The organism is Pseudomonas sp. FP2309, from assembly GCF_030687575.1.
Lineage (GTDB): Bacteria > Pseudomonadota > Gammaproteobacteria > Pseudomonadales > Pseudomonadaceae > Aquipseudomonas.
Window position 1 is genome coordinate 4,267,057 of sequence record NZ_CP117439.1, and the last position, 12,418, is coordinate 4,279,474.

The window sequence follows — 12,418 nt, forward strand, 5'->3', positions numbered from 1 at the left end:
TGAGCCAATCCAGGGCTTGAACGCCCTGGATTAAACAAGCCCGATAGACCCGAGCTGCATAGGGTTTATCGGGCTTTGTTCGTTCAGCGCGCTACAGAAAGGCGTAGGCAATTCCTAACTTCGGCGCGCCGCCTTGATCTCCCCATAACTCCACCCGCCCGCCGATAACCGCCATTGAATGGCCGCTATAAGCCACTACACCCAGCCTGCCACTCGCGAGCTCACCACTGGAAGATTGTCTGTAAAGACCTTTCAACCCAAGGCGATCCAACGCTTCATGGGGCATTTCACCGTTGTTCAAACTGTGCATGGCATGGGCAAAACTTCTCCTCGATTCATGGGGGTTGTCGTCCAGGCCATTCCCTTCCATCTGGGCCCGCTTGGCACTCACCGCGAACATAAAGTTGGCATCGGTCATCACGGCAGGGTTATCCCCTTTGAACTGGGCGTATCGGGCCGCCTGCTTCAATTCGACCTTGGATAAATCCAGTTCGAAACCATCGCGCATGGTCACCTTGTAGCCCTGCCCCGTCTCTTTCACCTCCCTGAAAACGTCGGTGGGTTTCTGGCCAAATTTCATCATGGCGCCTTTTATCGCTGAAACAGTGACGCAGTTACCGTCCGGGCCCTGGCTGAACCCACTCCAGATATTGTCAGGCTTTTTCCCGGGATTACTGCGATCAGGTTTGTAGTTGAAGTGCCGGGAGCCCGCGGTAATCGGCAGATTGCTCATGGATTTGCGGGGACCGAAGTGACTGGGGTTGACGCCACCACCACCACCACCACCACCACCGGGAGAAGGTGCTGGCGACGGTGCGGGACCCGGCTCGTCCGGGAACAAGTCCGGAAACAGTTTTTTAAGGCGAGCGAGTAAGTCTTCCAAGGAATCCTTCCGGATCTGCTCAAGGATCTCCTTGAATTTTTCATCGCCAAGCGTCTTGCGCTGTTCATTCAGTTTGTCGCGCAGATCCCGTACGGTCTGGCTCTTGGAGGTTTTCTCGGCATCATCAAGTTGCTTCAGAAGATCAACGACCGCGCCTTTACTGGCATCCACGTCATGCTTCTTGTCGTCTGAACGGCTGACGCCCCCCAGGTCATACCGCACACCTCCAGCCCCGTGACTGGGCGCCAACGCACTCCACATAACGACTTACCTTCTTATGACAGGATCGAATATCTCTCGGCCTGATAAGTGGGAAGTCGGCTGTAGTCGGTTCCAACGCACGTCTGTCATCTGGTAACCGGGCATCTGTGGGAATGGCACCGGCTGCCAAATCACAGGCCAAAAAAAACCCCTCATCAGAGGGGTTTTCAGGGGGGAGAACGTCAGGCCGACCGCATCACGTCATCTGAATGATGGTCTGCATGATGGTGCTCTGAGTGGAGATAGTCTTGGCGTTCGCCTGGTAGTTGCTCTGGGCCTTGATCAGGTCCACCAGTTCGTTGGTCAGGTTGACGTTGGAGTTCTCCAGGGAGTTGGCCACGATCGAACCCAATGTACCGGCTTGCGGGGTGTCGAAACCCGGCTGGCCCGACGCGAAGGTCTCTCTCCAGGCGGTGCTACCTGCTGGCTGCAAACCCTGTTCGTTGTTGAAGCTGGCCAGGGAGATCTGGCCGATGGCCTTGCTCTGCTGGTTGCTGAACGTGGCGAACAAGACGCCGTTGCCATCGATCTTCAGGCCGGTGATCTGGCCGGTGGCGTAGCCATCGGTGGTCGGCGGGTTGCGGTAGCTGGCCGAGTTGTACTGGGTGATATTGCCCATGTTGACGGCGATAGGCCCGGCGGTGGCTTCGTTTGGCGTCCACACGCCGTCAGTCACCGAACCCGGAACCCAGCCGGTGAGCGTCAGGGTCTTACCGCTGACACCGGCGGTCACGACGTCCTTGAGTTTGCCGGCACCATCAAAGGTAATGATGGACGGCACAGGCGCTGTGGTGCCGGTAGTCGTAGGCTTGGAACCATCAAGGTTACGGCCGTCGATCAGGGTGTAGGCGCTCCACTCGTTGGCGTCGGTTTTCACCATGTACTGCACCATCTCGTGGGAGTTGCCCTGAGAGTCATACAGAGTGGTGCTGTATTGGGTGGTGAAGGTGGTGGCGTCACTTGGGTTAAACGGTTTGGTGGTCTGATTGATCACCGGCTCCGACGAATTCAGGTTGCTGGTGGAGTCCACTTTGGTGGACGCCTTCGGCGGCAGGTACGACAGGTTCAGTTGCAGGTCGGTCAGGCCGCCCTTGATGATCTTGCCGTCGTCATCCGCCGCGTAGCCTTGCAGGCGTGAGGTGCCAGTGTTGTTGGTGATAAAGCCGTCTTTGTCGGCACGGAAGGCACCGCTGCGGGTGTATTCCAGCGAACCGTCACTGCCCTTCTGCACGAAGAAGCCGCCGCCCTGGATCGCCATGTCCAGCACGCCGCCGCTGCCGTTGACGTCACCCTGGGTGAACTGCTGGGACACGGCCGCCAGGTTCACACCGTTGCCGATGCTGTTCTGGCCGGTACCCAGTTTGGACGCCGCGTAGATGTCGGCGAATTCCGCCCGTGACGATTTGAAGCCTGTGGTCGCAACGTTGGCGATGTTGTTGCCGGTCACGTCCAGTTGTTTGTTGGCCGCATAGAGACCGCTAAGGCCGATATTAAAAGACATGTTTCTCTCCCTCTGCCGTATCTAGCCGGCTCTATGTACCAATAGTCTGAATTTGCGACAGCTTGACGCTGCCCATGCCACCTGCAAGGTTCAGCAGCATTTCGCCGCCGGTCTTGCTTAACGTCACGCTGGTCACGGTTGCCGGCAGTGACGTTGCCAGGGCCACCGAGTCGCCCTTGTCATTCTTGGTCGTGGCCGCAAAGGTGTAGGTGCCGGCTGGGGCAACCTCTCCATCGTCGTTCTTGCCATCCCAGATAAAGTCCGAGGTACCTGCGCTTTGAGCGCCCATATCGATGGTGCGCACCACGCTGCCGTCTTTGTCGGTGATCTTGATCGAGACGTTGCCCGTCGCCGCCGTCACCGCCACCGAACCGGCCATGCTCTTGCTGGTATCCACCAAGGCTTTGTCGGTCTGGGTGATGATCGAACGCCCAACCAGCGAAGACGCTTGCAGTGCCTGCGACGAACTGAAGTTGCTCGAGATGTTATTCACCGAGTCGTTCAGGGTGTTGATGCCTTCCAGGCTGCTGAATTGCGCCAGCTGGGCCACGAAAGCGCCGTTGTCCTGAGGCGACAGCGGGTTCTGGTTTTTCAGTTGAGTCACCAGCAGTTGCAGGAATGCATCCTTGCCCAGCGACTGGCTTCCCGTCGCCGTCTTGGAAGCGTCACTGACACTGCTGTTATTTGTCGCGGTCTGGACCTTGGAGTTGAAAAGGTCCTGGACCGCTGAGTTGGTCGTGGTATCAACAATGGCCATTCGTTGGCGCCCCTTATCACTGACCCAGGGTCAGGACCTTCTGCATCATGGTTTTGGCGGTGTTCATCATTTCCGCGTTGGTCTGGAACGAGCGACTGGCGGAAATCATGTCTGCCATTTCCTCGACCACGTTGACGTTCGGGTAATACACGTAGCCTTTTTCGTTCGCCGCCGGGTGGTTAGGCTCGTAGCGCGCTTCGAGGTTGCTCTGATCTTCGACCACGCCAAGCACCTGCACGCCTTTGCCGGCGGCATCCTGTTCCTGGAACAACGAGTCGCTACCGCCGTTCTGGCCCGCCTGGAACATGGTGGCGAACACCGGGTGACGGGCGCGGTAGGTTTGGTCAATGCTCGAAGACACGGTCTCGGCGTTGGCGATGTTACTGGCGACGGTGTTCAGACGCGTGGTCTGGGCGCTCATGCCGCTACCGGCAATATTGAAAACACTGGACAGGGACATGGCTTACTCTCCACGCAGGGCTGACATCAGCCCTTTGAATTTGCTGTTGAGCAGGGTAAAGCTGGCCTGAAAGTTCACCGAGTTCTCGGCATAGTTCGATTGCTCCAACTGGGCGTCGACGGTGTTCTGGTCGATCGACGGCTGCATCGGCGTGCGATAAAGCAGCGACTCGTCACCACTGCTCAGGCCTTGCGCTTCGATATGACGGCTGTTGGTCATATTCAAGGCGAAGGTGCCGTTTTTGGTCTTGTCCTGCTGCGCGGCGAGCACGGCGGAGAAGTCCAGGTCCCGAGCCTTGTAGTTCGGGGTATCGGCGTTGGCAATGTTGTTGGCCAGGACTTCGGCACGCTGGGCGCGGAAGCCCAGGGCTTGTTCGTGGATACCGAGCGCTTTATCGAAGCTGATGCTCATGGCGGAAACCTTTAGGCTGACCTGCTGTTCGTTAACAGGGTTATAGCAAGGTGCATGCCAATTCTTCGAGGGCCCGTATATCAAGGGTTTGCGGGGCGCTTGCTGGCGGCAATGCCAGAAAAGCGGCAACGGGTTTCCGCGTGGCGCCAGTAAAGCGGCAATGGGGGGTTGCCGCTTTACTGGGATTTGCCGCAAAAAAATGTGGGAGTGGACTTGTGTGGGCGTTGGCTTGCCTGCGATTGCATCACCTCGGTTTAAATGACAAACCGAGGCGCCTGCATCGCGGGCAAGCCCTGCTCCCACACAAGCCCAGCTCCCACATTGATCGAGTGAACTCGGGCTTACTTGGCCTGGTAGATGATCCCAGGGCTGCACTGCACCATTTGGAAGTGATCCGGCAGGCCGTTCAGCGCTTCCGAAGCCCCCAGGAACAGGTAGCCGCCACGCTTGAGCGTGCCGTGGATGCGCAACAGGATGTCTTTCTTCACCTCGGCCGAGAAGTAGATCAGCACGTTGCGGCAAAACACCATGTCGAACTTGCCCAGGCTGGCGTAGCTGTCGAGCAGGTTGAACGAGCGAAACTCCACACGGCTCTTGATCGGTGCCTTGATCGCCCAGCGCCCCGCACCTTTGGAGTCGAAGTACCGCTGCAGGCGCTCCGGAGACAAACCACGCCCCAGAGCCAGGCTGTCGTACTCACCGGTCTTGCAGTTGTTGAGCATGGTGCCCGACAGATCAGTGGCGACAATTTGCGCCCCGGCCTTCAACTGCCCCATGTTGGTCCGCTCGAACTCATCGATGGCCATCGAGATGGAATACGGTTCCTGCCCCGAGGAACAGGCCGCCGACCAGATACGCAGGCGCTGGCCCGGGCTGGCCTTGATGGCCTCCGGGAGCACTTTGCTCTTGAGCACTTCAAAGGGGTAGGTGTCACGAAACCACAGGGTTTCGTTGGTGGTCATGGCATCGACCACCATTTCCTTGAGGCCACTGCGCGGCTGACCCTGGATCCGTTGAACCAACTCACCCAGGGATTTGATGCCCTGCTGTTCCATCAGTTTATTAAGACGACTGGATACCAAGTATTGCTTGTTTTCACCGAGCAATATGCCACAGGCCTTTTCCAGGAAGACCCGGAACTGTTCAAAATCCAAATTACCTGTAGACACTGATACCGCCTCTAAAATCGTATGACCGCCAGGGAGAAGACCCTGGCTGTTATTCTGCTGCCTTGATCCGGTCGACTACCCGGGATGCCAGGTCATCAGGACGGAATTTGGCCAGGAAGTCATCGGCACCGACCTTCTTGACCATCGCCTGGTTGAATACGCCCGACAACGAAGTATGCAGGACAATATGCAGTTTTTGCATGCGTGGATCGCTACGTATCTCGGCCGTGAGGGTATAGCCATCCATTTCCGGCATCTCGATGTCGGAAATCATCATCAAGAATTCTTCTTCCGGCTTCTTGCCCTCATCCACCAGTTTGCGCAGGTAATCCAGCGCCTGGCGGCCATCATTGAGCGCCACCACTTCCACGCCGACGGTCTGCAGGCAACGGGTCACCTGTTTGCGCGCCACCGAGGAGTCATCCACCGTGAGCACTCGCAGCGAGATCGCCTTGTGCGCCGTCTCGGCATCCACCACGCCCACGGAGATCGATTCCGAGGTTGGTGCCACTTCGGCGAGGATCTTCTCCACGTCGATGATTTCCACCAACTGGTTGTCGACGCGCGTCACTGCAGTGAGGTAGTGATCGCGGCCGGTGCCCTTGGGCGGCGGATGGATCTCTTCCCAGTTCATGTTGACGATGCGCTCCACCGAGCGCACCAGGAAACCCTGGGTCTTGGTGTTGTATTCGGTAATGATCACGAACGGGTTCTCACGATCCTGCAGGCCTGCCGAACTGGTCGCCAGGGCCAAGTCGAGAATCGGGATGGTCGCGCCACGGATGTTGGCCACGCCACACACCACCGGGCTGGACTTGGGCATGATCGTCAGCTTGGGGCACTGCAGCACTTCCCGCACCTTGAACACGTTAATGCCATACAGCTGCTTGCCATCCAGACGAAAAAGCAACAACTCCAGGCGATTCTGCCCTACCAGCTGTGTGCGCTGGTTTACTGAATCCATTACACCTGCCATGCCCTTACTCCTAAGCTAAAACCTTTGGCGGAACCTACACGGCAGCGCGCCACCACGACTAAACGGCACGAGCTTTGCTATTTATTGGCCATGGACATTAAAACGACAGTTTCCCGACGCCTTCGATTTCCACGTTACCGCAGATTGCTCTGCGCCTCGGTGGCGTTGCTTGCTGTCTGCCTGAACACCGCGGCCCGCGCAGACAACGTCACCTTGCCTGATCTACTTATCGGCGTCACTCAGGGGTTTCTTGAGTTCACTGTAGAAGATTATCTGGCGACCACACAGACGCCGGGGCGTTATGAGATTCAAGTCAACCAACTGGACCCCCGTCTGCGCATGCCAATGTGCGACAAGGAATTGACAGCAACCCTGGAAAGCCCGGCCCAGCCCATTGGCCGGGTCACAGTGCGCGTGCGCTGTGATGGCACCTCGCCCTGGACCGTATTTGTGCCGGCCCAGGTCAAGCTGTTCCGCGATGTAGTCGTGGTGGCGCGCCCCCTGAAACGTACCGGCATCATCGGTTTTGAAGACATTGTGTTGCGTGAACGCGACATCAGCCTGATCAACCAGGGCTACCTGACGTCGGTGGATCAGGCCGTCGGCCAGCGATTGACCCGACCAGTGGTCACTGATCAGGTGCTTACCCTGGTACATCTGGAGCAGGCCGAGGTCATTCGCAAGGGCGATCAGGTGGTCATATCCGCCAGCAGCGGTGGGCTGAGCGTGAAAATGCCCGGCGAAGCCCTCTCCAACGGCGGCATGAGCGAGCAGATTCGCGTCAAGAACCTAAACTCCAACCGCGTGATCAAGGCGCGGGTCACGGCACCGGGCCAAGTGGAGGTCGCTTTATAGATTACTGGTACAGGACGCGGGGTTTTCCTACACTGTGCACGCGGGAGTCCGTGCGGAGATTTATTGTCATTCGCGCCTAAAGTTTGTCCGGGTATGGCCGAAAACATGGCAAGCGTCCAAATACCCAGAGGTTTTTTTTATCATGGTCATCGATTTCAGCCGTTTGAATAACACCCCGTCAACGTCAGGCACTGCGCGTACTTCCGGTGCCAAGGAAAATGTTGAAGCCAAGGCCCAGCCTCTGCCCGCCAAGACAGAACAGGCCAGCGTCAGCCAGAGCGGGGAATCCGTACACCTGAGCAATGAGGCTCAACAGTTGCAGAAGGTCACTGACTCGCTGCGCGATCAACCGGTGGTCAATAAAGCCCGCGTGGCCGAGTTGAAACAGGCAATCGCCGATGGCAGCTATCAAGTCGACAGCAACCGTGTAGCCAGCAAGCTGCTTAACTTCGAAGCCGAGCGCTAGGCAAAGGCCTGCGCAGGGCTTTTGGACGCTTAAACCCCAAGGCCAGCCATGCATCACGACGAAAATTTGCTGCAACTGATCATTGATGATCTAGCGCCGACGCAACAACTGCTCGAGCTGCTCAAAGAAGAATCCCTGGCCCTCTATGGCCGGGATATGCCGCTGCTGGAGGAGATTCTGGCGCGCAAGCAGTCGCTGATTGTCCTGCTGGAACAGCACGGCAAAAAACGCAGCCAAATCCTCAGCAGCCTCGGCCTGCCGGCAGACCACGACGGCCTGGCCCAACTGGCCAGCCACTCCTCGGTCGGCGAACAGCTGCTTTCCCAAAGCAAAGAACTCAATCAATTGCTCACCCAGTGCCAGGAAGCCAACCTGCTTAACGGCCAGTCGATCCAGCTTCAGCAAGCCACGACTGCCAACCAGTTGCGCATACTCCACGGCGGAGAGCCACCGGCGCTGTATAACGCGCAGGGTTCCACCTCGCGGCTGGTCAAGCCAAGCACCCGCAGCCAAGCCTGACACCGGTTTACAGAGCGCCCTATCCAAGGCGCGCCACATGCTGGCAAAATGCCGGTTCTTGCGTGTAGTCGTATTTTGTCTGGAGATGGAAGAACCGTGTTCAACGCCCTTAATGCGGAAGATGCTCCGCAGCCACCCAAGGTGCTCACCACGCCTCTGGAAATCGCCGGCACCTTGCGGATGCTGCAAGACAGCCATGACCCGCTGATCATCACCTTCCACGAACGCAGCCAGCGCTTCCAGAGCTACCTGGTGGACGTCAATCGCGACGGCAACATGCTGGCCCTTGATGAGATGATCCCGCGCGACGGCGAGCGTTATCTGGAAAACGGCGAGCCCTTTCGCATTGAAGGCTTTCACGATGGTGTACGCGTGGCCTGGGAAAGCAACGGCACCCTGAGCATCAGCGAGAAGGATGGTCACCGCATCTACACCGGCAGCTTGCCGCAAGAAGTGGTCTACCATCAGCGCCGCAACGCTTTCCGCGCCGCGTTGAAGCTTGCGCAATTGGTCAATATCGAATTGGGTGGCGAAAAACTGAAGGCGCCGGTCAACGGCAAACTGCTGGATATCTCCGCCACCGGCTGCAAACTGCGCTTTGAGGGCGACATCTCCGAGCGCCTGCAATTGGGCCAGGTCTACGATCGCTTTATCGCCGCCCTGCCCTTCGGCAGCATGACCACAGCGGTCGAACTGCGTTACCTGCACTTCGAAGAAAGGATCAACACGACCTTTGCCGGTGTGCGCTTCCACAACATGAGTGGGCTGGTGCAGCGTCAGGTCGAACGCTTTGTGTACCAGTTGCAACGTGAAGCACGACGCTTCGACAAAGACGATGACTTCTAATACGTAAAGAGCGCCACAAAAAAACGGGCAGATCCTTTAGGGATCTGCCCGTTTTTGCATTCAGGGGCGCGCCCTGCTCAAGTCATGGGGATGCTCGTCCGGGTCGGGCTGCTCGGCCGGCACTTCAGCGCTCGGCTCCTCTGCTGGTGGTTGCTCACCATCGACCTCAGGCTCAGGCGCGGCAGTCTGCATCTGCTCCTGCACCACCGCCTCATCCACCCGCGGATCCAGCGCAGCAACCAGCGGCGAACTGGACATGCTGTCGGGCATCGCCACGTGGTGCAGGGGCGCATCTTCCACCTGGTGCAGATTGGTGACTGCTTTTGGCCGGATACGCCAAACCAGGATCAACGCGCACAAACTGAAAAACGCATAGAGCATCTGGCTGCCGAACATCTTCATCACCACACCCGCCAGCAACGGCCCGATACTCGCGCCAACGCCGTACGTCACCAATAACATCGCCGTCAGCGACACCCGACGATCGCCCTCCACATGGTCATTGGAAAACGCCACGGCCAGCGGGTACAGACAGAACTGCACCAGGGAACACAGGAAGCCCGCGACGAACAACACCTCCAGCGGCACCTGGGTCATGATCGCCAGCGGCAATGCCGCCACCGCCAGGCACAAGGCGAAGCAGCGGATCAGCAGCGCGCGATCATAACGATCCGACAGCCATCCCAACGGCCACTGCACCAACAGCCCGGCAAAAATGCAGCTACCCATGAACAAACCAACCTGCTCGGTCGTCAGCCCTTGCTGGGATGCGTAGAGCGGCGCCAAACCGTAGAAAGAACCGACGATCAACCCCGCACCCAATACCGTACTCAGCGACTGCGGCACGCGCTTGATAAAGAACCGCGGCTCCATCGGCGCCGGGTGCAAGGCCGCCGGGTGGATACGCCGGGTCATCGCCACCGGCACCAGGCACAGAGCAAAGCACAGCGCGACCAGCATCAGCAGCTCAAGGCCGAGCTGGGGATGCATGACCAGAATCAGCTGGCCCAACACCAGGCCCAGATAAGACGCGATCATATAACCGCTGAACACCACGCCACGCTGCTTGGCGTCAGCCTGCTCATTGAGCCAGCTTTCGATCACCATGTACTGGCACATCATGCCCAGGCCCACGATCACCCGCAGCACGATCCAGGCCGGCAACCAGTCGACCAAACCATGGCCCAGCACCGCCGCACCGACGATACCGGCACAGGTGGCATAGGCCCGAATATGCCCGACACGGGCAATCAGGCGGTGCCCGATCTTGCCGCCCAGCACCAGGCCGAAGTAGTTAGCCGCCATCAGCGCACCGACCCACAGGCTGTCGACGTTATCGGCCGCCAGGCGCAAGGCCAGATAAGTACTGAGCAGGCCGGAGCCGATCAGCATCATCAAGGAGGCGAAATAAAGGGCTCGAAAAGATTTCCAGATTTGGCGCATCGGCGTTCCGAGCGGCTCCTTGCAGTGAGAGACAGGGCTATCGGCATGATAGTCCTGGGTGAACGGTTCCGGACAGGCGATACGGCCTGATTCCGGGGATTATTTTGCTTAACAGCTCAGACGCTGCCCGGGGGCGCGCAAGGTACACCGTTCCGGTAAATAAACGACGCCCCTGCTGTGAACACCTACGGCCAGCAAGGTTCGATCGTCCTTTAAAAAGACGAGTGCGGTCCAATCGCGCGCTGATTAGGCCCTGCTGATCAACCCAATCCTTTGTGAATGAGTGACTTTGGGAAACGTCCTATTTACTTCTGATAACCACCGCTCCAGGGTTCTGCTTGTGGGTTACATCCCCCACTTATTGTCACCGGCCGAAATTCATCAGGTATCAGCTCTCGCAGACGTGAAAAGAGGGATGTAGCCCAAACGCTCAAAGGCCTTGAGCCTGAGCCGTAACAGCCTGAGCGGATTATTCAGTGTGTAATTGCAGAGGAATTCTGATTGAGAGCACTAGCCTGTCTTGGAGACGCAACCACATACGGTAATGTCATATCAGCCTCGGCCACGTGGTTCGAAGGCAATAAAGCCATTGCTCAAACTGGCGATCTTGCTCGATGTAACAAATGCAAAGGGGAGTTCGCTATTAATGGGACAGCTTTCGACTGGTCCGAACAACAGCCCTACGTCGCTACAGGTGATAGAGTGCTGTGTGGATGTTCTGACCATTCAGGTTGGCAATCCAAATGACTAAAATTGTCACTCAAGTAACTGTTCGCCTGCCTCGACTGATGGAGGTAAACGAGTATCGGAAACTGAGGTACGTAGGGACAAAGCCAAGCGTTCAACTGCTCAAGAAGTGGATCGAGGAAGGCGAGATCATAGGAGATGATTACTGGCGGTATGTACTTCGTGGATCTACAGGCAGCAGTGATGGGCTCAAACGACCCTCTGTTAGCCAAAAGGCTCTCGCTGGACTGACTATCAGATGGGAAGTAATATTTTTTGGGGGCATCCCAAACAATCAAACCGCATGAGCCCATTCCAATCAATGGCTACAAGGCAAGGTTCGATTCCGTCTCTGGCTCAAAATATGGTTTTGATAACTTTCTCAACGCCTTCAATGAGATCCCCAACTTCACTGACGCTAGGATCAGTAGAGTTCTTGTGGCCGCATTTATTGCGAATATCACCTAAAAACTGAATATGCCGGGACTGGGGAAGATCGATCACGGATGCGGCTTTCAGCGCATCGTTCAAAACTGAAATGGTCCCAGATTTTTTTGGCAGGCTATGGTTGTCGCACACCTGCTTCAAATGTCCTTCAAGCACGACGCCAGAAACAGCGCCAGCAGCGCGGGTGAAACCGGCTTTTAGCAGGTCCCGCGCGGTATCCAGCTCAGAGTCGTAGAGATCAGCCTGGACCAGTTGTTTGATGTCAAATAGAGAGCTGACAAATCGGCGCTTAACGGCTTCAACAATGGCAATTTGCTGGCTTAAAAGTGGGAGGGCTGCCTTTTGATCGGCCCTGACGTCCGATCCACGACTAACGCGAAGACCTTGACAGGCGTCTTCGATACGATAATTTTCGAAATCAATTTCTTTGCGGGATTTCGGTTTTTCGTAAAAACGGATGAAGTCAGAAACACGGTCAGGCATCAACTGCCGTACGAGCGGCAACGCCTCTGAGTACCAGTGCTGATAAGCTGAAGCGAAAGGCTTCAGCTTGTTCATGAAAGTGTCAGCTTGTTCTTTCGACCGGTTTGCGAGCGCAGTCTCGGCGAATTTTGATCGTCCCAATGCTTCAAGATTCAGAGAAAAATTGACCAAGGTGGCCTCAGTCAAGAGGGCGTCTAGGTCCTTACTATATTTTT

The 12,418-nt window shown here is 57.1% G+C and carries 14 protein-coding genes; 5 read left to right on the top strand and 9 right to left on the bottom strand.

The window, feature by feature from the left end; genetic code table 11:
* Nucleotides 1–91: 91 nt before the first annotated feature.
* The 7 genes from PSH59_RS19565 to PSH59_RS19595 form a co-directional block, all read right to left on the bottom strand.
* A complete protein-coding gene (locus PSH59_RS19565; protein ID WP_305393486.1) occupies nucleotides 92–1,144 on the bottom strand; it encodes a hypothetical protein in 1,053 nt (350 codons plus the stop codon).
* A 196-nt stretch (nucleotides 1,145–1,340) separates the two neighbouring features.
* On the bottom strand, nucleotides 1,341–2,645 hold the full coding sequence (flgE, locus tag PSH59_RS19570) for a flagellar hook protein FlgE (RefSeq protein WP_305393487.1): 1,305 nt from the start codon (nucleotides 2,643–2,645) through the stop codon (nucleotides 1,341–1,343).
* 31 nt (nucleotides 2,646–2,676) lie between these two features.
* A complete protein-coding gene (flgD, locus tag PSH59_RS19575; protein WP_305393488.1) occupies nucleotides 2,677–3,402 on the bottom strand; it encodes a flagellar hook assembly protein FlgD in 726 nt (241 codons plus the stop codon).
* Between the two features lie 16 nt (nucleotides 3,403–3,418).
* Complete coding sequence (gene flgC / locus PSH59_RS19580; RefSeq protein ID WP_003175632.1) at nucleotides 3,419–3,862, bottom strand: flagellar basal body rod protein FlgC; 444 nt, start codon at nucleotides 3,860–3,862, stop codon at nucleotides 3,419–3,421.
* 3 nt (nucleotides 3,863–3,865) lie between these two features.
* Nucleotides 3,866–4,273, bottom strand: coding sequence for a flagellar basal body rod protein FlgB (gene flgB / locus PSH59_RS19585; protein ID WP_057726450.1), 408 nt, complete (start codon nucleotides 4,271–4,273; stop codon nucleotides 3,866–3,868).
* A 341-nt stretch (nucleotides 4,274–4,614) separates the two neighbouring features.
* A complete protein-coding gene (cheR, locus tag PSH59_RS19590; RefSeq protein ID WP_248083387.1) occupies nucleotides 4,615–5,442 on the bottom strand; it encodes a protein-glutamate O-methyltransferase CheR in 828 nt (275 codons plus the stop codon).
* Between the two features lie 49 nt (nucleotides 5,443–5,491).
* A complete protein-coding gene (locus PSH59_RS19595) occupies nucleotides 5,492–6,418 on the bottom strand; it encodes a chemotaxis protein CheV (protein ID WP_248083386.1) in 927 nt (308 codons plus the stop codon).
* 90 nt (nucleotides 6,419–6,508) lie between these two features.
* Here PSH59_RS19595 and flgA point away from each other — a divergent pair, with 90 nt between their 5' ends.
* From flgA to PSH59_RS19615, 4 genes are all read left to right on the top strand, one after another.
* Nucleotides 6,509–7,273, top strand: a complete 765-nt coding sequence (gene flgA / locus PSH59_RS19600; RefSeq protein WP_305393489.1) for a flagellar basal body P-ring formation chaperone FlgA — start codon at nucleotides 6,509–6,511, stop codon at nucleotides 7,271–7,273.
* A 142-nt stretch (nucleotides 7,274–7,415) separates the two neighbouring features.
* Nucleotides 7,416–7,739 (top strand): flagellar biosynthesis anti-sigma factor FlgM, encoded by a 324-nt coding sequence (gene flgM, locus PSH59_RS19605; RefSeq protein ID WP_305393490.1) that lies wholly within the window; start codon nucleotides 7,416–7,418, stop codon nucleotides 7,737–7,739.
* Nucleotides 7,740–7,787: 48 nt separating this feature from the next.
* Complete coding sequence (locus PSH59_RS19610; RefSeq protein ID WP_248083383.1) at nucleotides 7,788–8,258, top strand: flagella synthesis protein FlgN; 471 nt, start codon at nucleotides 7,788–7,790, stop codon at nucleotides 8,256–8,258.
* A 96-nt stretch (nucleotides 8,259–8,354) separates the two neighbouring features.
* Complete coding sequence (locus PSH59_RS19615; protein WP_248083382.1) at nucleotides 8,355–9,104, top strand: flagellar brake protein; 750 nt, start codon at nucleotides 8,355–8,357, stop codon at nucleotides 9,102–9,104.
* A 60-nt stretch (nucleotides 9,105–9,164) separates the two neighbouring features.
* Here the strand turns inward: PSH59_RS19615 and PSH59_RS19620 are convergent, their stop codons facing one another.
* Nucleotides 9,165–10,547: an MFS transporter gene (locus PSH59_RS19620; RefSeq protein ID WP_248083381.1), complete on the bottom strand. Its 1,383-nt coding sequence runs from the start codon at nucleotides 10,545–10,547 to the stop codon at nucleotides 9,165–9,167.
* Between the two features lie 501 nt (nucleotides 10,548–11,048).
* On the opposite strand from PSH59_RS19620, the gene PSH59_RS26415 reads away from it, so the two are divergent.
* Nucleotides 11,049–11,294 (top strand): PAAR domain-containing protein, encoded by a 246-nt coding sequence (locus tag PSH59_RS26415; RefSeq protein WP_370694386.1) that lies wholly within the window; start codon nucleotides 11,049–11,051, stop codon nucleotides 11,292–11,294.
* 336 nt (nucleotides 11,295–11,630) lie between these two features.
* On the opposite strand, the gene PSH59_RS19625 is transcribed toward PSH59_RS26415, so the two are convergent.
* Nucleotides 11,631–12,389, bottom strand: coding sequence for a hypothetical protein (locus tag PSH59_RS19625; RefSeq protein ID WP_305393491.1), 759 nt, complete (start codon nucleotides 12,387–12,389; stop codon nucleotides 11,631–11,633).
* Between the last annotated feature and the right edge of the window lie 29 nt (nucleotides 12,390–12,418).